This window comes from Treponema sp. Marseille-Q4130 (genome assembly GCF_014334325.1).
Lineage (GTDB): Bacteria > Spirochaetota > Spirochaetia > Treponematales > Treponemataceae > Treponema_D.
Window position 1 is genome coordinate 23,966 of record NZ_JACSET010000013.1, and the last position, 25,699, is coordinate 49,664.

A 25,699-nucleotide genomic window follows, 5' to 3' on the forward strand; every position below is an offset into this window, starting at 1 on the left:
TCCTAATCAAACCGCCGTGCTATTGCTCGATGACATCGAGCTGCTGAAACGAAACGTCGCGGATCTTCGAACCGCTTAAGATTTCGTCGTTGATCGCGTTGCGCAATTCTATTTTCAATTTCTGTTCGTTTTGCGGCTTCAATTCGTCGATCGTCTTCTGTGTAAAATATCGGCGCAAATAATCGGTGAGTTCAACTCTCCGTTCGGTTATCTCGGTTGCCGCAACTCGGTCGTCTTTTTTATAACCGAGGAACACATTCACGACGACGCTCGCGGGGATGTCGTCGCTTGTACGCGTCCTGATAGCTCCGAGCGATGAGTACCAATCGAGCACTTCCCGCTGCGCCTGATATTCGTCGCTCATCGGGATCGCCGTCTGCGCCGACGTATTGCTCGAAACGATGCGCACCGTAACGAACACGACGACGACGATGAGGATGACAGCGCCGAGCGCTATGAGTATCCATTTTAATAATCCGGGAACGAGTCCGCCGATTCCTTTTCCTTTCGCACTGCCGCTTCCGCCGTCGGACGCGCTTTCATCGAAATTAATATCGTTGTCTGCCATGATCCCCACCTATACAAACGCACGGTCTACATTTTACGGAATATTTAATTATATATTTTACCATCAAAAATGTCCTTCGTCTAGGATAATTATATCGACCCGCCGGTTGTACGCTCTGCCTTCCGGCGTATTGTCCGAAAACATCGGGCGGGTATCCGCATAGCCTGCTATCGAAAACTGCTGCTCGTTTACGCCGAAGTCGGCAAGATAGTGGAGCACGTTCATCGCGCGCGAAGCGGAAAGCTCCCAATTGCTCGGATACGGCGAGGATGCGGGAACGGGCGTACTGTCGGTGTGCCCTTCGATGCGAAATCTCCTTGCTTTCAGTTCGGGATCGCTGAAAAATTCCGAAAGGCGCAAAAGCGTATCGCGCGTTTCATCGATATTGATTTCGGCGCTTCCTTCGGCGAAAAAACTGTCGGATGCAAGCGTGATGACAAGCCCCCTCTCGTCGCTCGTTATCGTTATCCTGTTCGATTTGATATCGGGTGCAAAAAGGCTCACCGCTTTTTTTCGCGCGTTTGCAAGGGAACGCCCCTTTTCCATCGCAGGCAGAGCATTGATATTGTTTCCCAAATCCGCAAGCCGTCCCGTCGCAAGCGAAAGACCGCCGGCCGTCGTTTCCGTTTCGCGCATTTGGAGCGACTGCGTTATCGTCGCAAGCTGCGTCACATCGATTTCCGACGGATTGTACAGCATGACGAAAAAGCAGAGCATGAGCGTAATCATATCGCCGTATGTACCCTGCCATGCCGTTGACGGCTTTTCGGGCTGTTTACTTTTCCGTCCCATACTCAATCCTTGAGAACATCGGCTTCGATCGCGTGACGCGCGACGGGGTCAAGATAGGTGAGCAGCTTTTGCGCCATGATGCGCGGATTTTCTCCCGCTTGAATGGCAAGCACGCCTTCGATAACCATCTCTTTCGTCCGCATTTCGGCGGCATTGTGTCCGACGAGTTTTTGCCCGATAGGACCGATGATCCAGTTTGCGAGCAAAGACCCGTACAGCGTCGTGATAAGAGCGACGGCCATGTTCGGACCGATAGCCGATTTGTCTTCCATGTTGCGCAACATGCCGATAAGACCGACAACGGTACCCATCATGCCGAAGCCCGGAGCGAAACCCGCCCACTGGTTTACGAGGCCTATCCACATCATGTGGCGCGCTTCACACTGATTCATTTCGTTTTCCATGATCGCGCGGATGACCTGTCCGTCCGTACCGTCGACGACGAGGCGAAGTCCGCTTCTCATAAACGCGTCTTCGATATCGTCGAGTCCGTCTTCGAGGGCGAGGATGCCTTCGCGGCGAGCTTTTTCGGAAAGAGCGACCATATTTTGGATGATCTGTTTTTCACCGAAATCGAACACCTTAAACGAGCGCCCCATGATGCGGAAAAGACCGATACAATATGAAATCGGAGCGCAGAGCCACAGCGCAAAATATGAACCGCCTATCGTCATGAAAATGGAAGGCACATCGAAAATACCCGCCAATGAACCGCCGGAAAAGATAACGGAGACCATGATACACGCGCCGCCGCCTACGATTCCGATTATTGTCGCTATATCCATAATTCCTCACACCTCTTGCGTATTGATGCCGATCTTTTTTCGATAGGCTATGATCTTTTCAATTATATCTTCGGGCTTGTCTTTTACGACGATTTTTCTGCCGGACAGCATCGCAAGCGTCAAATCGGGATTTTGTTCCATACTTTCGATCATGTGCGGATTGATCCAATATTTTTTTCCGTTTAAACGCACCACTTCGATCATCGTTATATAATGCTCCGATTGCTTCGAGCCGTCAAGTATTCACCATACCCGTGCCCGCATTTCGATAAAAACCGCGTCATTTCATTATCGGACAAGCCGATATACTTGTTTACGGATAATTTTTCGTTTTTACTCCATAAAAAAATGTTATCACTCCCCGTGATTGTTGCGCGTTTTTCCGTTTTCCATTAAATTATTAAAAAGATTGCATATCGACTTGCATCGAACTTGAAATCGAACTTAAAAAAGGAAAAGCTATGCGTTCCCGTATTTTTATTATAGAAGATGTTTCCGAAATTGCCAACCTTATCGCGATGTATCTTTCAAAAGCCGGTATGGATGCTCTTTCTTTCGGTACGGCGGAAGCTGCGCTCGAAAAACTGAAATCGGACACGACACCCGACCTCGTCATCCTCGATTTGAATCTTCCGGGTATGAGCGGTTTCGAATTCCTTGAAAAATTCCGCGCCGAATATAAAACGACGATACCCGTCGTCATCGTCTCTGCGCGCGATGCCGACGAAGACATCATCAAAAGTTTGGGTTTCGGAGCCGACGAATTCGTCACAAAGCCTTTTTCGCCGCGCGTCCTCGTCGCCCGTGTTCAGGCAAACTTGCGGAGACAGGCGGCAACCGAAGCCGCTGCGGAAGAGACGATTTCGTTCGGTCCGTACACGCTGCTTTTAAACAGCTGCGTGCTCAAAGAAGGCGCACAAAAGATCGCCCTGTCGGCAAAAGAGTACGCCGTCCTCGAATACCTCGTCAAGCATGCGGGCGAATCTCTTTCACCGGAAAAAATCTACGCGGACGTGTGGAAAGCGCAGTACGGGGACATAACCGCCGTCGCAGTGTACATCCAGCGGCTTCGTAAAAAAATCGAAAAGGATCCGTCAAATCCCGAATTTATTAAAACGGTGTTCGGGCTCGGCTATTGCTTTTCAAAAGAATCGATCGCCTCGAGGCAAGGAGCGAAAAAAGACGCATGACGATCAGGCGCCAATTTCATATCCTTCTTGCAGCGATCATCGTCATTCCGATATGCTGCGCGCTTTTTATTCCGTCGTACCACTATTTTACGTCTCCGGGACGGGCGCTCATCCACGATTACAAAGAGCTGCGCAAAAGCGATGCGTTTAAACTTTCGGTGCGTGAATGGAGTAAGCTCCACGATTATATCCGTCGCCTGCCGCCGGATGTGGAAGTTGCCGTCTTTTCGCTTTCCGGATCGGCCGATATTTTAATTTCATCGATCGCAGAGCTCAAAGCCGGCACTTCTCTCTCTCCGCTCGTACTGTGGGGATTCGCATCTTCGACGAGCGATACGTATTTTTATCAATTTACCAGTTTCCGTTTTTCAAGTCGAAACGATACGATCGTCATTTTGACCCGCGTCGATAAATTCAATAAACGTGAAAGGCACGGCATGGATTACGTCAGCTACCTGGTCGGCATTTTGCTGTGCTTTGCAGCCCTCGTACTCATCATCATCGCAAAAATTTCGGGAGACATATTTACATCGATCACGATCCTCGAACAAAAGACACAGAAGATCGCCGACGGGGATTTGAGCGTGCCTCTCACCGACGACGCGAAGCAGTCAAAAACGAAAAGCAACGAAATCATTTCTCTGACCGAAAACCTTGAAAAGATGCGGAGCGCGCTGCTCGACGCGCACGAGCGGCGCACGAGATTTATCATGGGGATCAGCCACGATCTCCGTACTCCCGTCGCCGTCATCAAAGGCTACACGGAAGCGATTTCGGACGACGTCATCACCGACAAAAATGAAATCAAAAAATCGCTCGAAATCATTTCGACGAAGACGAGTCAGCTCGAAAGCATGATCGACACGCTCATCAATTTTGTAAAGCTCGACAGCGCCGACTGGCGGCAAAAGCTCGTCCCCGAAAGCGTCTTTTCCGTCGTTTCCGAATTCGCAAAAAGCGCCGAAATGACGGGGGCGGTTTTTAAACGCAAAATCACGTCGGATATCACCCTCTCTCCCGAATGCAAAGTGCCGATGGACAGGCAGCTTTTTTCCCGCGCGCTCGAAAACCTTTTAAGCAACGCGATACGTTATTCGAAAGACGGAGACGAAATCTCGATTTCTGCGACGGAGACGGACGACGCGTGCGTCGTAAGCGTCAGCGATACGGGGATCGGCATAGCGCAAAAAGACCTCGATCACATATTCGATATGTTTTATCGGGCGACCGATTCGCGGCGGGAAGAAGGCATGGGGATCGGCCTCACCGTCGTAAAGAGCATCGTCGATACACACGGCTGGACGATCGGTGTCGAGTCGGAAACCGGCAAAGGTTCGACGTTTACGATAAGGATTCCGAAATGAGTACAACCTCGTCGCTTGCCGAGCGCGAGTTCCCCGCGCCGCTTGCAAGGCTCGGTTTTTACATTGTATTTTATTTCAAACAATAGTATAATCAATCGGCTTTCGTGCTCTGTGCGCGGAAAGTGTTTTCGATATCGTATCAGGAAAAAGTGTGCATGAGACGAACAAAAAAAAGTGTTTTGCAAAAAGAGCAGAAGCTGCAAAAAATTCTTGAGCTTGAAAAAAAGCTTGAAGAGATCCAAGACATCGACGTGCTTCTCGAACGCATTCTCACCGAAACGCGCGCCATCGTCCGCGCGGACGCGGGTTCCATCTACGAAATCGAAGATAACAAGCTGCGTATAAAATACGCGCAAAACGATACGCAGCTGAAAAAACTCAAACCCGGAGAAAAGCTTCCGTATCTGTCGTTTTCCGTTCCGATCAATCAAAAGTCGATTTCCGGTTACGTCGCACTGTCGGGAGAGCCGGTCAATATTCAAGACGCATATCAAATATCCGCTGACAAGCCTTTCGTTTTTAATAAAGAAACCGATATCTCGACCGGCTATCACACAAAATCGATCTACACGCTGCCGCTTAAAATGCAGTCGGGAAAACTGCTCGGCGTCATGCAGCTCATAAACGCGCAGGACGAATCGGGAAAACTTATCGGCTTCGATGAAGATGCGGTGCTCTATATTACGCACTTTGCCTCCAGCGTCCGCCAAGCGCTGCAAAATACGTATCAGACGAATTTGATGGTGCAGCGTATGCTGAGGATGGCGGAGTTCCGAGACCCGAAAGAAACCTATCCCCACGTCATGCGCGTTGCCGAAAATTCTCTCGAAATATACGACCGCTGGGCATTCAACCACAATGTCCCCGAGCAGGAAAAGCATCGCTTTCGCGACTGTTTAAAAATCGCCGCAAAATTTCACGACATCGGCAAAGTCGGCATTCCCGATGCGGTGCTCCACAGCCCGAAGCGCTACGGTCCCGATGACGAAAACCGAGCCATACTAAAAGGACATACGTGCATCGGCGCTCAGATTTTCGGAGAAGGATCTTCCCAGCTCGATTCGATGTGCCGTGACGTCGCGCTTCATCATCACGAAGCGTGGAATAAATCGAGCGCAGGCTATCCCGGCGATATCGATTACCGCGCCTATAAAATAGGCGAGCCCATTCCCCATGCCGACGCGTTGGGCGGAGATGCGATCCCGCTCGCCGCGCGCATCATAAGCGTGGCCGATGTGTTCGATGCGCTCAGTCATCGCCGCTCATATAAAGAAGCGTGGTCGCCCGAACAGGCGTTTGAAGAGATCGAAAAAGAGGCGGGCAGACAGTTCGACCCTGAAATCGTCTCGGCGTTTTTGCAGATAAAAAGCCGCATCTCGGCCATTCTCCTCGCCTATCCCGACGAAGAATCCGCCCCCGAAGAACGCGGCGAATCCATTTAAAAAAGATTCGGCCGCCGAACGCCGTACAATCACACACAATGCCCCGCAAAGGCGCACGAGATGCCGCCGCTTCCACATACGCTGCGAGAGAACGGTATCGTTTATAGGATCGAATGAGAGCGATCGCGTATCAATTTAATAATTTCTTTGTCGAAGCACGCGGCAAACGCTGCAAACTCTTTTTTGCCGTAGACGTTTTTTTTATTGCCCGTAAGCCCCGCCTCTGCAAGCTGCATATTGAAATTTCTGTCGGCAAGTTTTTTTTTGGCACTTTCTTTCGTGTAGCACGTACCGCGGTCGTTCAAAACGCAAAAACCGCGTTCGGCAAGTTTCGCTGCAAGAGGAATGTCGCGCGTGACGATCATATCGCCCTCTTCGGCATGATCTGCGATATAGTCGTCGGCCGCTCCGGGCGTATTTTCACAAGTGAGCATTTCGAAAGACGATTTTTTATTAATTAATAATTTATCATCGACGGGGACGGCGCGGTTTGCGACGAAGGTGACGGCAAGCGAAAGAGACGCCGCCTTTTTAATAATATAATCGCGTACCGATCGAGGGCAGGAGTCGGCATCCACCCACACGTGCACAACTTTCACTCGAGCGCCTTATCGATCCTGTCTATCATGCGAAGCGTAAGGCGTTCGACTTCCTCATCGTCCGTCGATTGCCCGTCTTTCGAGAGTTTTACGTTTTTCGATTTTTCTTTGTATAATTCGTCGACGAGCGTGATACCGCTCATGATCGCTATTTCGACGGGCTTCGTCAAACCGCCCGTTTTTTTCACTTCTTCGGTGATGCGTTTATAATAGCCGAGCAGTTTTTCAAGGTAGGCCGATTCTTCGTTCGCTTTGATTGCAAAAGAAGAGCCGAGCAGGTCGATTTGAAGGGAACCCATTTAGAAAATGTCGAACTGTCCGTCGTCTTCCGCTTTTTTCGGTTCGGCGGCACGGACGGGTGCGCTCTCGTGCGCTTTCGGACTTTGCGGCGTTTTTGCAGCGGAGGCTGCGCTTCCGGCTCTCAGTACGGAATTTTCGATGGAATTGAGCCGGTCGAGCGCTTTTAATATACCGTCTTCGATCTTGCTCTGATCCTGTTCGATAGAGGAAAGCCGCTCCGATTTGTCGGCAAGCGCATTTGTGAGCTCGGCACACTTGGTGCGCAGAGCATCGTTTTCCGACTGCAGCTGTGAGATTTTTTCCACAGCGCTTTCCACTTTTCGTTCAAGAAGAAGAATCTGATCGAGCGATATCATATTATGCCTTCAGTGCGTTCTTTGCGATGTCCACGACGGCTTTGAACGCCGCGGGATCTTCGATTGCCATATTTGCAAGTGCTTTTCGGTTGATCGCAACTCCGGCCTTGGTACAACCGTCGATAAAGCGGGAATACGAAAGCCCTTCGTCGCGGACAGCCGCGTTGATACGTGCAATCCACAGCGCGCGGAAATTGCCCTTTCTGTCGCGTCTGTCGACGTAGGCATGGCGCAGCGCTTTTACGACCGCGTCTTTTGCGGCTTTGAAATTCGATTTTCTGTCGCCTCTGAAACCCTTTGCAAGCTTTAGGATTTTGATGCGGCGATTTTTACGTTTTGATCCGTCTATTGCTCTTGACATGTTTTAACTCCTGAAAATCAGCCGTACGGCAGCATCTGCTTTCTTACTTTTTTTGCAGAGTCTTCGGCCATAATTCCTGCAGCGCGGAGCTGGCGTTTCCGTTTTGAAGAACGCTTGGTGAGAATATGGCGGAGGTTCATTTTCTTGTACTTGACTTTTCCGCTGCCCGTAAGCGAATAGCGCTTGGCGGCGGATTTTTTCGTCTTCATCTTAGGCATTCGATTTTACCTCACTTGTTGTTTTGGCTTTTCCCGAAATGGTCATCGACATAAACTTGCCTTCCATAGCGGCCGGTTTTTCGACGACGTATGGGGAAGTAAGCCTTTTCAGAACTTCCTGCAGGACTCCGTATCCGAGCTCGGTGTGAGCCAATTCGCGTCCGCGGAAGCGGATCGTGATTTTGACTTTATTGCCTTCGTCGAGGAATTCCTGCACATGCTTGGCTTTCGTGTCAAGGTCGCCCGGGCCGATTTTCGGCTGCATACGGATTTCCTTGAGCTTCAATACCTTTTGGTTTTTCTTGGAGTCTCGGAGCTTTTTTTCCATTTCAAACCGGTATTTGCCGAAGTCGAGTATTTTACAGACCGGCGGATTCGCGTTTGGCGAAACTTCAACAAGGTCGAGGTCCTCATCCCTAGCCATTCTGAGCGCATCAATCGTAGGTACGATCCCTTTTTGATTACCCTCATCATCTATTAACCTGATTTCCCGTACGCGGATTTGTTCGTTAATCCGTAAACCCTTATTGTTGTTAGTATAGGCCAACTATCCTCCCTGTGTCTGAAAACACGTCTACCATGTAAAGTAAGTAGTATTATATAATAATGTATGCCGAAATGTCTAGTGCTCGCATCGCATAAAAAAGATTGTGCCGAACGAATGTCGAAAAGAGCGCGAGCATCGACGCAGTTACACACGTAACAATCCAAGCGAGATGTCGATTGAATGCCGTTTTGCTTTTATATATAATTGATACTGTTTTCCGAAATCGCAATCTTTGAAGATTTTCAAGTGCATCATACAGATCGTAGAGACGGAGCGAATATGTTGCTGACGATAAGGGCAGAAGGAGATAACGCCGAAGCTTTAAGTTTTCTGCTGCACAAACATCCCGACACGCTGCAGACGGCGAAGCTGTCGGTCGGCAAGGCGTATATTTTTTATCCCGAATACGGAAAAGAAAAAGCGACGGCCGCCCTCCTCTTGGATATCGATCCCGTCGGCATGGTTCGCAACGCAAAAAACTTTGCGGGGAAAGATTTTTTACTCGGACAATACGTCAACGATCGCCCCTATGCGGCTTCCTCTTTCATGAGTACGGCGATTTCAAAAGCTTTTTCAAGCGCTTTAAACGGAAACTGCAAAGAACGGCCGGAACTCGTCGATGTGCCGCTTTCCTTAACGGCGAAGATATCCGTGCTGCCGGCTCCGCACGGCGGGGAAATACTGATCAAAAAACTCTTCGAACCGCTCGGCTACACGGTCGAAGCGGAGCGACATCCGCTTGATACGCAGTTTCCCGAATGGGGGTACGGAAAATATTTTACCCTGACGCTCAAAAACAAACTGCCTTTAAAGCAATTACTGTCCCACCTCTATGTTTTGATTCCCGTTTTGGATAACGAAAAGCATTATTTTATCACGCAGGATGAAGTCGATAAACTGCTTCGAAAAGGAAAAGGATGGATCGAAGGGCATCCTGAAAAGGAAACTATCGTTTCGCGGTATTTGATCAATTTAAAATCGCTTATGCGTTCCGCCTTTGAAATACTGCAGACGGAAGAAAACACCGGCGATGAAGACGCTGCCGATGAAACACCGGCGCAAAAAGAAAAGAAAGAGCGGCTCCACGACATACGCTTACGGCTCGTCGCCGAAAAATTGCGCATGAGCGGGGCGGCAAGCGTTATCGATTTAGGCTGCGGCGACGGCAAACTGTTGAAGCTGCTTTTAAAAGAAAAACAATATACGCGTATTGCCGGTACCGACGTTTCATATTCGGAATTGACAAAATGTAAAGAAAAACTGCATTGGGAAGAACTGCCTGCCAAGCAGCGCGAACGGCTTTCATTATTTCAAAGTTCGCTTGCCTATCGGGACAGGCGTTTCGACGGGTTCGATGCCGCAGCCGTCGTTGAAGTGATAGAACACCTCGATCCGAACAGATTGCCTGCACTGGAAAAATCGATCTTCATGTATGCCAAGCCGAAGACAGTCGTGCTTACCACCCCGAACAGCGAATACAATGTACGTTATGAACATTTGCCGGAGGGAAAAATGAGGCACGGCGATCATCGCTTTGAATGGACGCGGAAAGAATTCGAAGCATGGGCGGAAGAGGTTGCTCGCAAAAACAATTATGCCCTTGCGTTTTTTCCGGTCGGCGAAGAAGAGGAAAGTATAGGAGCGCCGTCTCAGATGGCGGTATTTACATATGGAAATTAATATACCGAAAACTGCATTGGTAGTGCTCGTCGGGGTTTCCGGTTCGGGCAAGAGCAGTTTTGCGAAAAAACATTTTGCAAAATATGAGATAGTCTCTTCCGATACGTGCCGCGGAATTGTTTCCAACGATGAAAACGATCAGACTTCTTCAGGCGATGCCTTCGAGCTCTTTCATTTTATCCTTTCGATGCGCCTTAAAAACGGCTTGCTCACCGTTGCCGATGCGACAAATGTTCAAGCCGACGCACGGAAAAAATTGCTCGATATCGCGCGCTCCTTTCACGTTCTTCCCGTCGCAATCGTTTTCGATATGCCGCAGGAGCTGTGCGAAAACAGAAATGCGGCGCGTACGGACAGATCCGTTTCCGTCCATGTCATCAGGCGGCAGATGCATGATTTAAAGCGCTCTCTTCGAAACTTAAAAAAAGAAGGCTTCAAAAAGATTCATGTTTTTAAGTCCGAAGGCGAAGTCGACGCCGTTACATCGATCGTGCGGGAAAAATTATACAACGATAAAACCGAACTGCACGGTCCATTCGATATCATCGGAGACGTGCACGGCTGCTATGAAGAGTTGGTTGCGCTTTTGCAAAAACTGCATTATGCGATAGAACCGACAACCGATGACGGAACAAACTTCGGATTGAAAGTAAGCCACCCCGAAAATCGTACGGTTATTTTTTTAGGCGATTTGGTCGACAGGGGACCCGCTTCTCCGGCCGTATTAAAACTCGTTATGAGTATGGTGAGAGGCGGGACGGCACTCTGTGTTCCGGGAAATCACGATATGAAGCTCCAAAAGAAACTGAACGGAAAGACGGTACAGGAAAAATACGGCTTAGCCGAAACGCTTGAGCAGCTGACAGGAGAATCCGACACATTTAAAAGCGACGTAAAAGAATTTTTATACGGCTTGATCAGCCACTATGTATTGGATTCGGGCAAACTCGTTGTCGCTCATGCAGGCATTAAAGAGGAAATGCAGGGGCGCGGCTCAGGAGCGGTGCGTTCGTTTTGCCTGTATGGGGAGACTACCGGAGAGACGGATGAGTTCGGTTTACCGGTGCGGTACAACTGGGCGTCAGAATACCGCGGACGCGCAAAGGTCGTCTACGGTCATACGCCCGTTCCCTCCGCCCAGTGGCTCAACAATACGATCGATATAGACACCGGCTGCGCCTTCGGCGGTTCGCTCACGGCGCTGCGCTATCCCGAAGAAGAACTCGTTTCGGTAAAAGCTCAAAAGACATATTGCAAACCGGTCAAACCGCTTGAAGCGATAGGATCCGGAACTGCGAATACATCGGAAAACGAAAAGGCGGAGCGAGAAAATGCGATTGCGTCGGAGACAGGGGCAGCAGACGCAACCAGCGGTAACTATGCTTTCATGGCGCTTCAGCATCTGGATGACGACGTTCTCGACATCGAAGACGTTACGGGACGGCGTATCGTTCAGACGCGACTTAAAAACAATATTTTGATTCGGGAAGAAAATTCCATCGCCGCCCTTGAAGCGATGAGTCGTTTTGCAGTTAACCCCAAGTGGCTCATCTATCTGCCGCCGACCATGTCGCCGAGCGAAACGAGTACACTCGACGATTTTTTGGAATATCCGGTCGAAGCATTTGCGTATTATAAAAATCGCGGCATCCGAACAATAGTCTGCGAAGAAAAGCACATGGGTTCCCGCGCCGTATTGATCATCTGTCGGGATGAACGGACCGCCAAAAACCGATTCGGTACTGCAGGTGAGGGCTTCGGTATCTGCTATACCCGCACGGGACGCAATTTTTTTAACGATAAGGAAATCGAAAAAGCGTTTTTGGAAAAAGTACGCGATGCGTTGACCCGTTCCGGTTTTTGGGAAAAGCACGATACCGACTGGGTGTGCCTCGATGCCGAACTCATGCCCTGGTCGGCAAAAGCGCAAAGCCTTATTCACGATCAATATGCCGCAACCGGATCAGCCGCGCTGAACGCGCTTTCGGAAGCGGAAGAGGTTTTACGTTTAACGGCACTGCGCGGCATTGAAGGTTCCCAAAATCTGTTGCACACGTTTTTGGAAAAAAAGAAGTCGGCGGAACAATTCGTTTCCGCGTACCGTGCCTATTGCTGGGAAGTTGCAAGCGTAGACGATTATAAACTTGCACCTTTCCATATTTTGGCAACGGAAGGTAGCGTCCATACCGATAAAAATCATCAATGGCATATGGAGCATATAGCGGAGATATGCCGTGCGGACACGACGCTTTTCAAAATGACTCCGTATAAAATCGTGCATTTGGAAGATGAAGCTGAAATAAACGATGCGACGATATGGTGGCGTGATCTCACGGGTAAGGGCGGAGAAGGTATGGTGGTAAAGCCCTATGATTTTATCGCATACGGTAAGGACGGCGGCATTTTACAGCCCGCCGTTAAATGCCGCGGAAGAGAATATCTCCGCATCATCTACGGTCCGGAGTATTGCGAGGAGGGAAACCTCAGCCGTTTGAAAAAACGCGGACTTGCAAAAAAGAGAGCGCTTGCCGTACAGGAATTTGCGTTGGGGATCGAAGCGCTCGAACGTTTTGTCAAAAAAGAACCGCTCAGGCGGATCCATGAAAGCGTCTTCGCCGTACTCGCAACGGAAAGCGAACCCACCGATCCCCGTCTGTAATCATCCCCGCCGCACATCCGAGTACATACGCAAAAACATCGCGGGGAAAGTGAGTTTTTTCGCGATGCCCTATTGACTTTTCAAAGCGGTTTTATTAGTATATGTTCATACGTTTAAGAACTTAAACCAAAGAACACATAAACAAAATACAAGGAGACTCCATGCAGCGATTTTTTAAGCATCCGAGGATCATCATCGTCGTATGCCTCGTCATAACGGGCATACTCGGTATCCAGCTCAAAAACATTAAGCTCGACAATTCGGTCAGACAATTTTTCCCGCACAAGCACGCATCCTACACGCGTCTCATCGACACGGAAGATATGTTCGGCAGTACCGTCGTCATCGGCGTTTCGCTCGAAACGGACGGCGGATCGATCATCACGCCGGAAAACATCGCGATCATCGACCGCATTACGACCGAAATCGAAGCGCTTGAAAACGTGGAAAGCGTCGATTCGCTCACGAACATCGACTTTATCTACGGAAAAGATGACGCGCTCATTGCGGGAAACCTTATCGGCGTCGAACGTGAAAACGGACTTTTGCCGCCGCTCACCGACGAGCAGGCGGAAACGGTAAAGCGAAACATAAACGATTGGGACGATATGTACCGCCGCGTCATCCTCTCCGACGACGGGCGTGCAGCTCAAATGCAGATCATCTTAAAATCGAACAACCATCCCGATCCGAATGAAGTACACGAATCGGACGAAGCCGTGAGGCAGCGGACGCTCAATGCGATCCGCGACATCGCAGGCAAAGCGACGGAACACACGAACCTCAACGTCATCTATTACGGAGATCCCGTCCTCACCGAAAGCTCGAGAAAATTCATGCTGCGCGATTTGAAAAATCTCATTCCCCTCGTAGTCGTCGTCGTATTGATCACGCTGTTTTTAAGCTTTAAAACGCTCGACGGAACGCTGCTCCCGCTCATCGCCGTACTCATGGCGACGATATGGACGTGCGGCACGATGGCGGCATCGGGCTTTACGTTTACGATCGTCACGAGCATTATCCCCGTCGCGCTCATCGCGTGCGGGTCGGCATACGGTATCCACGTGCTCACGCACTACTACGTAGCCCTCGACGATGCGCTCGAAAAAGGAGGTACGCTCACAAAAGAGACACACAAAGCGCTCATCATCGAAAGCCTCAAAGACGTGTTCGTTGCGGTGTTCCTTGCAGCGCTCACGACGGCGATCGGCTTTATCTCTCTCGTCACAAGCCCCATCGGGCCGCTCCACAGCTTTGCGATATTCACCGCACTCGGCATCGCCTTTTCATTGATCCTCGCAACGACGTTTATCCCCGCGCTGCTCATGATAAAAAATCCGGAAAAGGTCGGCTACCGCTCGAAGCGCTTTGCACAAGCGGAAGCAAAAGTCAAAGCGAAAATCGAAGCGAAGCGGACGGGATCGCACCGCTCAAGCGAAACGCTGTACGGTATCTACAGCTTTTTTTGCGGCTCTAAACCGCGCATATATCTGTTCTGTACGCTCATCGTGCTGTTTTCCGCAGTCGGTCTTTCGCGCCTGCACATCGATACCGCGCTCATCAGCTATTTTCCGTATATGTCGAAACTGCGACAGGACGTCTACTACGTCGACGAGCGTTTTGCCGGAACGAATACCGTATACATGATCGTCAAAGGGCCCGTACAAAAAGACGAAAACGGAAACGATGTACTCGACGAAGACGGAAAGCGCGTGTACGTTGCGGGAAGCATGACAAAACCGGAAATATTAAAACCGCTCGACGATATGCAAACCTATCTGCTCGACAACTTCGACAGCGTCGGAAAAATCGTTTCGTTTACGACGTTTATCAAACGCATGAATCAAGTCATGCACGTTCCGTCAACGGAAAACGTTTCGGATGCAAGCGCATCCCTGATCGCCGATGACGGCTTCGGAAGCAGCGATTTCGGTTCAAGCGATTTCGGTTCAAGCGATTTCGGAAACGACTTTGCCGCAAGCGATTTCGGAGGAGATTTCGGTTCTTCTTCCGCACCCGAAACGGAAGCGCCGGTCGATTTTATCGATCCGAATATAGAATATGCGCGAAAACTTTCCGAAAAGATGTCGGTACGGGATATGCTCGATATGCTTTCTGCAGCGTATGTAGAAGCCGGCGGGCAGCACGCGACCGTCGAAAAAATCGTGTCCGCCCTCGAAAAGAAATTCAATTACAACGGGATCGATTATTACGAAATCCCCGACGACGTAAAAAAATATCCCGCGGCAAACCGCGAAGCGCTTTCGGATCTCGTGTCGCAGTATCTGCTCCTCTTTTCGGGTTCGCTCGACCGCTTTGCAAATAACCAGCTCCAGCCGTCGGTTTTGCGCACACAAGTGCAATTCCGCTCTCACAGTACGGACGATATCACGCACTTTATCGATACGGCAAGCGACTATGCGCAAAAGCATTTTCCCGAAGGCTATACGGTCGAATTCACCGGTCCGGGAGAAATGGAAGCGACGATGACCGATATGGTCATTTCGAGCCAGCTCAAATCGCTGCTCTTTTCGCTCATCTGCGTGTTCATCGTCATCGCCGTTTCGTTCCGCTCCGGTTGGGCGGGACTGCTCGGCACCGTGCCGCTCGCGTTTACCATTTTGCTCAACTACATGGTCATGGGATTTTCCGGAATCAAGCTCGACCTCGTGACGAGCATTCTCGCGTCGGTTGCGATAGGTGTCGGCATCGACTATACGATTCACTTTCTCGAAACGTACCGCGCCGAGAAGGCGCTCACGCGAGACGGAAAAGACGCGGCAAAGCGGACGTTCAGAAAAAGCGGCATCGGTATCATCACGAACGCGCTCGCCGTCGGACTCGGTTTTCTCGTGCTCTATTTTTCGCAATTCGTCGTGCTCCGCTTTATCGGCATCCTCGTCGCGATCGTCATGTTCACAAGTTCGGCGCTCGCGATGACGATAATTCCGGGCTTCCTCGTCGCCTACGATCCGAAATTCATACGAGCGAAAAAGGAGGTCGAACGCGATATCGGCGAAAACGACACGGAATAGGAAATAAGAAAGTTTTTATAGGAGGACGATCCGAAGCGCCGTCTGAAATATCGCCGCCGCTTCGGATCTCGAGTTTGCGCGGATGTTTGCGGAAGATAGGTACACGCATCGTTTTGATGGAAATCGAATGAATACGATACAGTATATTTTCGCAAACTCGATTATTAAACGTGTGCGCGTACGCGCACGACTAAAAACTTTTTCGGAAATTGATTCGAAGTCCGCGAAAGCGGACACGTAGAATCAGTTCTTTGCAGAACGAGCCGAAGGCTCTAATTTCCTGCAAAAGTTTTTATCAGGAGGACGATCCGAAGCGCCGTCTGAAATATCGCCGCCGCTTCGGATCTCGAGTTTGCGCGGATGTTTGCGGAAGATAGGTACACGCATCGTTCTGATGAAAATCGAATGAATACGATGCAGTATATTTTCGCAAACTCGATTATTAAACATGTGCGCGTACGCGCACGGCTAAAGAGTTTTGCAGAAAGTTGCAACTTTCTGCAAAACTCTTTATAGGGGGTATTATGAAAAAAGCATCGCTTATTAAAATCACTTTTGCGGCGGCGGCTTTCGCCGCAGCGGGAGCGGCATTTGCCGAAGACGGGCGCGCTGTCATCGAAAAGGTGCTCAACGTAAAAAAGCCCGCTTACAATCATTCCCTTATTAAAATGGATTTGATTGCAAAAAACGGTTCGATCGAAGAAAGCCGCGAAATCGAAGAATACGGGCGGCACAACGCACAGACGGACACGTCGGACGTCGTCATCATTTTCAAAAACAGTACGAACAAGGGCAATATCAACACGCGCTTTCTCCAAATGGAAAAGAAAAACGACGACGACGACAAATGGATCTACCTTCCGGCGCTCCGCAATACGCGCCGCGTCAATTCGAGCGAAGGCGATAAATCGTTTACCGGAACGGATGCAACCTACGACGATATGTCGACGCGCGAACTCGACGACGACACGCACGAACTGCTGAAAGAAGAGCAAAAAAACGGCTTTGGCTGCTACGTCGTCAAATCGACTCCGGTAAACGCGTCGAAAGCGCAGTACAAATACCGCATCCAGTGGATCGATAAAGCGACCTACGTTCCGGTGTACGCGGAAATGTACGATAAAAAAGACGGCTCGCTTTTAAAAGTGCTCACCGTAGAAAAGCTTAAAAACATCGGCGGCTACAATATTCCGATGTCAAACGTACTCAAAAACGTACAGACGGGTCACTCGACGCGCATTGCAATCACGCAGCGGAAAGACGCAAACGGAAACGCGCTTGACAACATCGTCCTCGATAAGCCGATCCCCGACCGCGTATTTACTCAGAGCTTTCTCAACACGGGCAAATAAAGGCTGCAGTGAAATCGGCAACGGTAAAAATTATTAATAATTAAACAAAGGGGACACGGATATGAAAAAGACAAAAGCCATTGCGGCGCTGATCGGTGCACTGTGTTTTATACTGCCCTATTTTGCGCACGCGCAGGATGCGCTCGATTTCGGAAACGCGGATTTCGGAAGCGATGTGTCCGACGATTTCGGCGGCGCATCGCAGGGCGCTAAAAGCGCGGGACTCAGCATCGGAGGCGAAGCGAAAATCGATTTCCGCTATTACGTCGACAGCAGGAACTCGGACGGCGACAATAAATCGTTTTCCGATTGGGATACGTATATCAAACCGAAAGGGAAGATCGAACTCGCATACGAAGGGAGTAAAACGGAAGCCGACGTAACATTCGCGTTCAACAAAGATGTCATCGCCGACTACCCCTTCGATATCATCGATGAGATGACGCTCCGCGCGTATCTCGGAAATTTCGTGCTCGAAGGCGGTAAAATGAAAGTCGTCTGGGGCAAGGGCGACAAACTGCACGTGCTCGACAACTTCAACGCGAACGATTATACCGATTTTATCATCCCCGACTACATCGACAGGCGCATTTCCGAACCGATGGTGCGCCTCGTGTGGAACGCGCCGAAAGATGTCGGCATAGTAAACAGCCTGCGCGTCGAAGGCGTCTACGCGCCGTTTATGACCGCCGATCGCTACGGAAGCGGTATGTGGCAGCCGGCTGAAATGAGCGCGCTGAAAGCAAGTGTGACGGCGGCAGCGGCGGGTGTCGTCAAACACAAATTTCCAAGCGGCATTTTCAGCGTTACGACACCTCAAGAGGCCGTACAATATGTGACAATGCTTTCGCTCGCAAATTCGCTCGCCGGCAATAATTTTTATCCGAACCTGTACCGGCTGAAATACGGACAGGCGGGAGTGAGAGCGACGGCGACGCTCGGTACTTGGGATGTGGGGCTTTCGTACTATACGGGGCGCAGCAAAAAAGCGTCGGTCAATGCTGCAAAGCTGCAAAGCTATGTTGAAACGTATCTTAAGACCGGAAATGCCGCCGAGGGCGACAAATTCATCGACTACGACCGGCTGCACGTCTTCGGCGCGGAAGGAGCGAAAACCTTCGGCGGATTCAATTTCCGCGCGGAAGCGGCGTACACGATGACAAACGATTTTTCCGGCAGCGACGCGGCGATCCGCAATCACTCGATCGGCTGGGTATTCGGCTTCGACAAAGATCTGCCGCTCAATAACCTCAACATAAACGTGCAGACGATCGGAAGCTGCGTGCTGAACGACGGCGGCGTGCGCGACAACGGCACATACGACGTCGACTACAATGCGAACGGCATCTACACGAACGACAAAATCGTCGTAAACATTTCCGACAGCTGGAATCACGAAAAGATCAAACCGGAACTGAGCGTCATCTGGGGCATCGAGCGCGAAGACCTCATCGTCATGCCGCAGATAACGTGGAACGTCGCCGACAGCTTCGACATCATCGCATCGGGTTTATTTATCCACGCATTCGATTCGGACAAAAGCGAGTTCCCCGCCTTCCGTCACAACAGCTTTGTGCAGCTGGGTATGAAATACAGGTTTTAAAAAATAGGATAACAAACAAGGAAGCAGGAGCTGTCCCGGAAAGTATTGAAAACTTCGTAAAGGACAGCCCCGCGCAAAAACGCATGCGGCGCGCAAAAATCGATATGCGATCTTTGCACGATCCGCAGTTTAGTTTCTGTGCGCGATCCAATAATCGCGGACGGTTTCGATATTGTTGTAGATATAATCGAAATCGATCTTCCACAGCGGAATATCGGCAAGCGGGATGTTTCCTTTCGCCGACGGATTTTCAGGCCTCACCGACCACGAACCGAGAGAAACGAGCGGCTCATAGCCCTTCCCTTTTCCGTCTTCGCCTCCCATCCAAAATTTAATAAAAAGCTTTGCGGCGTTCGGATGTTTGCATTCGTTCGCGATTGAAATAAAGTTCAGCGCGGGAATGCCGTTCGACACGTGCATCGTCGTCGGACCGTAATTGATCGCGTAACCGTCACGCTGCTTTCGAAGCTTTACGGAAGACGCGTAGCCGACCGGCGGATTTTTTTGTCCCTTTGCACCGACGAGTTCGATAACTTCATCGGAGCCCTTTGCGATGATCGGCGAGTTTGCGAGAAAGCGCTTGATAAAAGCATAGCCCGCGTTCGGCTCGTCTTTTTCAAGCTGAATTTTTTTACCGAACACTTTTTGGTAATCAGCCGCCATTTCGTCCGCGTGCTGCACCATAGCCGTAAGCGGAGCGCAGTAGGCATCGTTGCTCGCCGCATCCTGAAATACGACGCGCCCCTTCCATTCGGGTTTTGTAAGATCCCACCACGACGTGATCGGGCACGTCTTATACACTTCGGTATTGTAAAACCACAGATTGAGTTCGAGCATGAGCGGAGTGAGCGTCATATAAGAAGCCGGAACGTTTTTGAAAATCGATGCAGGCTGATAGTTGTGCAGCATGCCTTCGGAAAACATTTCATACGTGTATTCGCCGACCTGCTCTTTCGAATGCAAAATATCCACCGTGCGGATGCCCGATTTATATTCGGTCGTGAATTTTTCTTTCAATACGCTCGAAGAAATATCGTAGACTTCCACGTTGATGCCGGGGTACGCTTCTTTAAAAGCGTTTGCGACTGTTTGCGTACGGCTCGAAATCGAATAAATGACGAGGGAGTCTTCGGCTTTCGCTTTTTGATAGAGCTCGTCGACGCTTTCGTCTTTATCGAGTCCGTTGTCCTTCGCCCACTTCGCTTCTTGGCTGTTCGATTTCGTTTCGGTTTGTCCCATCGAAAATGCGGACGAAAACATCGCCGCCGCCAACAACATCGCTACTGCAATCTTTTTCATCATATACTCCTATATTCATAAGTTTAATTTCGAGTTTTCGAAAACTCGAAATTTTCCATCCGTTTCGCGCATCAATTGAATGGCGAGTTTCGAAAACAAATAAAATGATGTGGAGGCGAGGTTCCGGCTGCGTGCCGTTTCGAGCGTTAGGCTTACGGAAGCCTGACTTAAAAAGCTCGACCGCGGCTAAGCGGACGGGTCCTCGCCGAAAGCATACCTTTATTTAGAAATACTTTCGAAACTCGACATTCGACCTAATAATTAATTACAATATCCGATAATTACCTCGATACGATCAATCGCTTTCGCCTTCGGCGGATTTTTTTACGAGAACGCCGGACGACGCGTCGAACACGTTGAGCTTTTCGGGGGCTATCGCCGCGTAAACCGTTTCATCGGCTTTGTAGTGACGGATACCGAGCCGCTTTGCAAGGAAAGCTTCTCCGGCGAGGGAAAGGCGTATGAGCGTTTCACTTCCCGCAGGCATGCTCGAATACACGCGGCACTCGACGGCGCCCTTGGAAGCCGTATTGGAAACCGTCACTTCTTCCGGTCGAAAGCCTATTCTGCAGTCGAATGTGCCTTGGGAAAGAGCATCGGTGCAGTCGCTTTTTTGAAATGTGAAATTTCCGAGCGCGCTTTCGACTTCGAGTCCCGCTTCCGTCCGTTTCGCTTTTCCGCCTGTGAGATTTATTTTCGGATTTCCGATAAATTCCGCGATGCGCACGCTTGCAGGATTTTGGTATAAGCTCATAGGACTTGCAACCTGTTCGATGTGCCCGTTGAAAAAAACGGCGATGCGCGTCGACAGCGTGAGCGCTTCCACCTGATCGTGCGTTACGTAGATGATCGTCGTACCCATCTCCTCGTGCAATCGCTTCAGTTCGCTGCGCATATCGACGCGGAGCTTTGCGTCGAGATTCGACAGAGGTTCGTCGAGCAAAAGGAGTTCGACCGGCGAAGCGATAGCGCGGGCGATCGCGACGCGCTGCTGTTGTCCGCCTGAAAGCTCGGACGGATAGCGCCCCGCATATTCGCCGATCTGCATGCGGCTGAGCGCGCTTTCGACAAGCTTTTTGATTTCGTCTTTCGGCGTATGCTTTACGCGAAGACCGAAGGCGACGTTATCGAATACCGTCATGTGCGGCCACAAAGCGTACGACTGAAACACGAGATTTAAGCCTCGCTTTGCAGGAGGTGCGAAAAAACTTTCGGCCGCGTTTACGATGCGCTTTCCGTCCATAACGATTGAACCCGACTGCGGTTTTTCAAGTCCCGCGATAACGCGCAGCGTCGTCGTTTTGCCGCAGCCCGAAGGACCGAGCAGCGTCATAAACTCTCCGTCTTCGATCGTCAAATCGACGTCTTTTAAAACGCGGTTCGTTCCGTAATATTTGTTGATGCCGGTCAATACGATTTTGCTCACGTCTAGCCTCCGAGCCCGCCGGCAATATCGGCGTGGAAAAATTTATTTGCGATCCAATAAAATAAAAACACGAGGATAAAGAGTACGATTGCGACGGCGCTCGCCGGCTGTTGAAAGCCGTTCGTCGAATACGTGTACGCCATATACGGCAGCGTCGCCTGCGTCGGCGTCATGAGGATGACGATTAAATCGAGCTCCTTTGCGATGCTTATCAAAATGAGCATGAGACCGCTCATAAAACCGTTTTTGGAAAGCGGAAACACGATTTTGAAAAAGCGCGTTAAAAAATTCGCACCTGCGATCTGCCCCGCTTCTTCAAGCTCCGTACTTATCTGGAGCATATTGGACGTACCCGCGCGGGAAGCAAAGGGCAAATGCTTTACGATCGAAACGAGAACGAGTACGGCAAAGGTACCGTACAGCGACGGAATGAGCGTCAGCGGATGTCCGAAAAACGAAACGCGGGTCGGAGATGCGAACATGGCAAGGTACATCGCACCGAAAGCGATCGACGGAATGAGGTACGGGATAAACACGAGCTGTTCGACGAGCTTTCCGCTTTTTAAATGCCTGCCGCGCGAATTGATATAGCCGATGACCTGTCCGCAGATCGTCGCGATGACGGCCGTCCACGCAACAAGTAAGAGCGTATTTTTGACGAACATCCAAAACTGCGGCGATTTGAAAACGCCGGGAAGTCCGTCGGAAATCGCGGGGTCGCTTTCGCCGAGCCAGTGATGCAGCGTAAAATTCGAAAAACTGTAATCACCGGCTTGGAGCATAAAGGTTTGATAAAGCAAAATGCCGAGCGGCAGTATGACGGCTACGGCCAAAAACGCGGAGAGCACAACGACCGTCGGCGCTTTCCACGAACCGAGCGAAAGCGGCGTCGAGCGGCCGCCCTTTCCGCCGATCGTCGCATAGGATTTCCGCGAACCGATGAGCTTTTGATTGACGAAGATGTTTACCGACGCGATGAGGATGAGCATGATGCTGATCGCAAAACCCGTACCCTTTTGCGATTGAACGGTCGCATAGAGCGAGGTCGAAATCGTATAGTAGCCGACTTTGAGACCGAGGAAAGACGGAACGCCGAAAGTGCCCATCACTTTTGAAAAAGTCAATATGACGCTCGAAAGGATGGCCGGAAGCACGAGCGGAAAGGTGATCTTCCTAAGCATAAGCCCCTTCGACGCGCCGACGATCTCTCCCATCTCTTCGAGTTCCGAATTGATCGAACGGAGAGCTGCGGAAACGAGGAGATACGCATAGGCATAATAATGTATGGAAAGCACGAATACGATCGGAAGCGGCCCGTAGGCGAGCCAGTCGGGAGCGTTGATGCCGAAATAGCTCAAAAATCCTGCAGCCCCGCCTATCGTTTCGTTACGGAACACGGTGAGCCAAGCCATGGATTTGCACCACGACGGCAGCATATACGGCACGATCACCGCAAGAGAGAAAAATCTTTTTGCCGGCAGATCGGTACGCACTAAAAGCCACGCGACAAGAGAGCCGATGAGGATCGAAAGCGCACTCGTACAAACGGCGATGACAAGGGAATTGCGGAGCGGAATCCAAAAGAGATTACGCGAAACATCGCTTGCCAAAAGCCGCTTCCAATAGTACAGCGTAAACTGACCTTCGACCGCACCGCGCACGCGACGGAGGTCGGTTTTCGCCATCGTAAAGGTCGTACCGATCATCTGCACGAGAGGCACGACGATGAGATAGCATAAAATCGCTACGGAAACGAGCATGATGATATTGTACGGATCGGTAAAATAATTTTTCAGGCGATTTTGCAGCCGCCTCCGCCGGGAAAAGGGCGGAAACGGAGAAGCGGCATCGTTCGAAACAGATTGCATCACATACTCCATTGAAAGATCCGACATCGGTCACAGGGTACTGAGGGGCACCCCCGAAAAACTCGGTTGCATTTTTAAAGGTTCACCGATACAAAAAACGCGGTTTATGCAAAGCAAAACCGCGATGATTTAATCGATTGATATAAGTGTATAGCACATCTTGTGAAAAGTCAACATTTCGCATTGCACATTTCGCATTGCACGCACACTGCTGCATGCACCACAGCGTACGTCGCTGCCGCTTACGTGCGGCAGTTAAGATCGCAAACAAAAATTAATAATTCTTTAAAGCCGTACACTTTTCGAAAAATTATTAAAAATTTACCGCGCTTACGACTGCGGCGACCCCCGCACGCCCGACGTTACTGCTCCTGCCGGCGCCCCACACTTGTTTTCCGTCTTCCGTCGTAATCTGCACGTACGCCACAGCGCTCGTATCGCTGCCGCGTCCGATGCTGTGTTCGTGAAACGATGTTATATTGAATTTCGGAACCGGTGTCGATTTCAGCGCATTGACGAAAGCGTCGAGCGGACCGTTTCCCCTTGCGCCGATCGTGTACTTTTCACCCTTCCATTCGACTGCGGCGCGGCACATAACCTGTTCGTTGTCTGCGTTTTCGCTGCCGCTGTCGAGATGCGTTTCGTTCAAATCGAGTATTTTAAGCGGAGAGGTTTTATTGAGCCATGTCTTTGCAAAGATATCGTATATCTCTTCGCTTTTGAGTTCCCTCTGCGCTTCGTCCGCAGCAGCTTTAACGATATCGCCGAAAGCCGTATGCATCGCTTTGGGCAGCATGATGCCGTAGTCCTGTTCGAGGATAAAAGCCGCGCCTCCCTTTCCGCTTTGGCTGTTGATCCTGATGATACCTTCGTATTGCCTTCCGATGTCGTGAGGATCGATCGGAAGATAAGGCACATCCCACAGCGCATTTTCTCCGGCTTCCGCGCGATAGGCCATGCCTTTTCGGATCGCATCCTGATGGGAACCCGAAAACGCGGTAAATACGAGCTCGCCCGCATAAGGCACGCGCGGGCCGACGGCCATGTCGGTAAACTCTTCGTAGCGTTCGCGCACACTGTCGATATGCGTAAAATCGAGAGCGGGATCGACACCCTGCGTATACATATTGAGGGCGACGTTTACTATGTCGAGGTTTCCCGTGCGCTCGCCGTTTCCGAAAAGCGTACCTTCAACTCTGTCTGCTCCCGCAAGCAAGCCGAGTTCGCACGATGCGACGGCTTCCCCGCGGTCGTTGTGATTGTGCAAACTGACGATGACGTTTTCGCGGTTCGAAATGTGTTTGCAAAAATATTCGATTTGATCGGCAAAGATGTTCGGCGTCGCACATTCGACCGTCGTCGGCAAATTCAAAATAATTTTATCGCTCGTCGTTTTCGCCCACGCTTCTTTTACCGCTTCGCAGATTTCGACCGCGTATTCGATTTCGGTCGTCGAAAAACTTTCAGGCGAATATTCGAGGCGGATGTGAGTGTCGCCCGCCTCCGAAAGGCAGTCCTGTACGCACTTGACGCCGTCGAGGGCAAGCTGCGTAACCTGCGCCTTTGTCATGCCGAACGTATATTTTCGGTGCGCGGGAGACGTCGAATTGTATATGTGGAAAATCGCTTTCGGCGCATCTTTCAGCGATGCGAAAGTTTTTTTGACAAGGTGTTCGCGCGCCTGGCAGAGCACTTGCAGCGTTACGTCTTCGGGCACGCGGTTTTCTTCGATAAGCCTGCGTAAAAATATATACTCCGTTTCGGATGCGGACGGAAATCCCACTTCGATTTCTTTGAATCCGATCTTTACGAGCAGATCGAAAAAATCGAGCTTTTGCTCTACGCCCATCGGATTGACGAGCGCCTGATTGCCGTCGCGGAGATCGACCGAACACCACACCGGCGCTTTTGTGATAAGCTTATCCGGCCACTCGCGCTTTCCGATATCGATTTGCGGAAACTGCCGGTACTTTCCTTTTGCATCCATTCCTGCCATTGTATTGCTCCTTGCGCATCGCGCCGCACACCGCTGTTTAAAAAACAAAAAGACCTGCCGCCGGAGCGACAGGTCTGTAATTTATAGAATAACGATATACAGCACCGTCACCGTCGACACATCGAGAAAGCATTTACATATAGTAGCGCTGCATATATCATAAAATCAGTATTGCACAAAAGGACGGCTGTGTCAAGGCAGCCGAGAGCAGCCGATGACAGCCTGCAGCAGACAATATCAGCCTTGCATCGAGGAGCGA

22 protein-coding genes are annotated in these 25,699 nt (G+C 50.4%); 8 read left to right on the forward strand and 14 right to left on the reverse strand.

The window, feature by feature from the left end:
* Nucleotides 1–19: 19 nt before the first annotated feature.
* From H9I36_RS11615 to H9I36_RS11630, 4 genes are all read right to left on the reverse strand, one after another.
* Nucleotides 20–568, reverse strand: a complete 549-nt coding sequence (locus H9I36_RS11615) for a flagellar basal body-associated FliL family protein (RefSeq protein ID WP_187385516.1) — start codon at nt 566–568, stop codon at nt 20–22.
* Between the two features lie 63 nt (nt 569–631).
* The gene (motB, locus tag H9I36_RS11620) at nt 632–1,360 is read right to left on the reverse strand and encodes a flagellar motor protein MotB (protein ID WP_187385517.1); all 729 of its coding nucleotides are present in this window, start codon (nt 1,358–1,360) and stop codon (nt 632–634) included.
* A 2-nt stretch (nt 1,361–1,362) separates the two neighbouring features.
* The gene (locus tag H9I36_RS11625; RefSeq protein WP_187385518.1) at nt 1,363–2,145 is read right to left on the reverse strand and encodes a motility protein A; all 783 of its coding nucleotides are present in this window, start codon (nt 2,143–2,145) and stop codon (nt 1,363–1,365) included.
* A 6-nt stretch (nt 2,146–2,151) separates the two neighbouring features.
* On the reverse strand, nt 2,152–2,349 hold the full coding sequence (locus H9I36_RS11630) for a flagellar FlbD family protein (protein WP_187385519.1): 198 nt from the start codon (nt 2,347–2,349) through the stop codon (nt 2,152–2,154).
* Between the two features lie 257 nt (nt 2,350–2,606).
* Here H9I36_RS11630 and H9I36_RS11635 point away from each other — a divergent pair, with 257 nt between their 5' ends.
* The 3 genes from H9I36_RS11635 (at nt 2,607) to H9I36_RS11645 (ending at nt 6,141) form a co-directional block, all read left to right on the forward strand.
* Nucleotides 2,607–3,335 (forward strand): response regulator transcription factor, encoded by a 729-nt coding sequence (locus H9I36_RS11635; RefSeq protein WP_187385520.1) that lies wholly within the window; start codon nt 2,607–2,609, stop codon nt 3,333–3,335.
* Nucleotides 3,332–4,699, forward strand: a complete 1,368-nt coding sequence (locus tag H9I36_RS11640) for a sensor histidine kinase (RefSeq protein WP_187385521.1) — start codon at nt 3,332–3,334, stop codon at nt 4,697–4,699. The genes H9I36_RS11635 and H9I36_RS11640 overlap by 4 nt, the downstream gene beginning before the upstream one ends.
* A 155-nt stretch (nt 4,700–4,854) precedes the next feature.
* Nucleotides 4,855–6,141, forward strand: coding sequence for an HD domain-containing phosphohydrolase (locus H9I36_RS11645; protein ID WP_187385522.1), 1,287 nt, complete (start codon nt 4,855–4,857; stop codon nt 6,139–6,141).
* Nucleotides 6,142–6,242: 101 nt separating this feature from the next.
* Here the strand turns inward: H9I36_RS11645 and H9I36_RS11650 are convergent, their stop codons facing one another.
* Genes H9I36_RS11650 through infC form a run of 6 tightly spaced genes read right to left on the reverse strand, consistent with a single transcriptional unit; the run spans nt 6,243 to nt 8,522 of the window.
* Complete coding sequence (locus H9I36_RS11650) at nt 6,243–6,740, reverse strand: DUF188 domain-containing protein (protein WP_187385523.1); 498 nt, start codon at nt 6,738–6,740, stop codon at nt 6,243–6,245.
* Complete coding sequence (gene zapA / locus H9I36_RS11655) at nt 6,737–7,039, reverse strand: cell division protein ZapA (RefSeq protein ID WP_187385524.1); 303 nt, start codon at nt 7,037–7,039, stop codon at nt 6,737–6,739. Before zapA ends, H9I36_RS11650 begins: the two co-directional genes overlap by 4 nt.
* Entirely contained in the window at nt 7,040–7,396 is a 357-nt protein-coding gene (locus H9I36_RS11660) for a cell division protein ZapB (protein WP_187385525.1), read from the reverse strand.
* Between the two features lies 1 nt (nt 7,397).
* Nucleotides 7,398–7,757, reverse strand: coding sequence for a 50S ribosomal protein L20 (gene rplT, locus H9I36_RS11665; RefSeq protein WP_187385526.1), 360 nt, complete (start codon nt 7,755–7,757; stop codon nt 7,398–7,400).
* Nucleotides 7,758–7,774: 17 nt separating this feature from the next.
* The gene (gene rpmI / locus H9I36_RS11670; RefSeq protein ID WP_016520365.1) at nt 7,775–7,975 is read right to left on the reverse strand and encodes a 50S ribosomal protein L35; all 201 of its coding nucleotides are present in this window, start codon (nt 7,973–7,975) and stop codon (nt 7,775–7,777) included.
* Nucleotides 7,968–8,522, reverse strand: a complete 555-nt coding sequence (gene infC, locus H9I36_RS11675; protein ID WP_187385527.1) for a translation initiation factor IF-3 — start codon at nt 8,520–8,522, stop codon at nt 7,968–7,970. The genes rpmI and infC overlap by 8 nt, the downstream gene beginning before the upstream one ends.
* Before the next feature lie 279 nt (nt 8,523–8,801).
* On the opposite strand from infC, the gene H9I36_RS11680 reads away from it, so the two are divergent.
* The 5 genes from H9I36_RS11680 to H9I36_RS11700 all read left to right on the forward strand — a co-directional run bounded on the left by H9I36_RS11680 (nt 8,802) and on the right by H9I36_RS11700 (nt 18,851).
* Nucleotides 8,802–10,202 (forward strand): 3' terminal RNA ribose 2'-O-methyltransferase Hen1, encoded by a 1,401-nt coding sequence (locus tag H9I36_RS11680; protein WP_187385528.1) that lies wholly within the window; start codon nt 8,802–8,804, stop codon nt 10,200–10,202.
* Nucleotides 10,192–12,861: a polynucleotide kinase-phosphatase gene (locus H9I36_RS11685; protein WP_187385529.1), complete on the forward strand. Its 2,670-nt coding sequence runs from the start codon at nt 10,192–10,194 to the stop codon at nt 12,859–12,861. The genes H9I36_RS11680 and H9I36_RS11685 overlap by 11 nt, the downstream gene beginning before the upstream one ends.
* Before the next feature lie 161 nt (nt 12,862–13,022).
* The gene (locus H9I36_RS11690) at nt 13,023–15,896 is read left to right on the forward strand and encodes an efflux RND transporter permease subunit (protein WP_187385530.1); all 2,874 of its coding nucleotides are present in this window, start codon (nt 13,023–13,025) and stop codon (nt 15,894–15,896) included.
* A 524-nt stretch (nt 15,897–16,420) separates the two neighbouring features.
* On the forward strand, nt 16,421–17,248 hold the full coding sequence (locus H9I36_RS11695; RefSeq protein WP_187385531.1) for an outer membrane lipoprotein-sorting protein: 828 nt from the start codon (nt 16,421–16,423) through the stop codon (nt 17,246–17,248).
* A gap of 61 nt (nt 17,249–17,309) precedes the next feature.
* Nucleotides 17,310–18,851, forward strand: coding sequence for a hypothetical protein (locus tag H9I36_RS11700; RefSeq protein WP_187385532.1), 1,542 nt, complete (start codon nt 17,310–17,312; stop codon nt 18,849–18,851).
* Nucleotides 18,852–18,980: 129 nt separating this feature from the next.
* On the opposite strand, the gene H9I36_RS11705 is transcribed toward H9I36_RS11700, so the two are convergent.
* From H9I36_RS11705 to leuA, 4 genes are all read right to left on the reverse strand, one after another.
* Nucleotides 18,981–20,150, reverse strand: a complete 1,170-nt coding sequence (locus H9I36_RS11705; protein ID WP_187385533.1) for an ABC transporter substrate-binding protein — start codon at nt 20,148–20,150, stop codon at nt 18,981–18,983.
* A 295-nt stretch (nt 20,151–20,445) separates the two neighbouring features.
* Entirely contained in the window at nt 20,446–21,576 is a 1,131-nt protein-coding gene (locus tag H9I36_RS11710; RefSeq protein ID WP_187385534.1) for an ABC transporter ATP-binding protein, read from the reverse strand.
* 2 nt (nt 21,577–21,578) lie between these two features.
* On the reverse strand, nt 21,579–23,444 hold the full coding sequence (locus H9I36_RS11715; protein ID WP_187385535.1) for an ABC transporter permease: 1,866 nt from the start codon (nt 23,442–23,444) through the stop codon (nt 21,579–21,581).
* Between the two features lie 313 nt (nt 23,445–23,757).
* On the reverse strand, nt 23,758–25,440 hold the full coding sequence (leuA, locus tag H9I36_RS11720) for a 2-isopropylmalate synthase (RefSeq protein WP_187385536.1): 1,683 nt from the start codon (nt 25,438–25,440) through the stop codon (nt 23,758–23,760).
* Nucleotides 25,441–25,699: the final 259 nt, after the last annotated feature.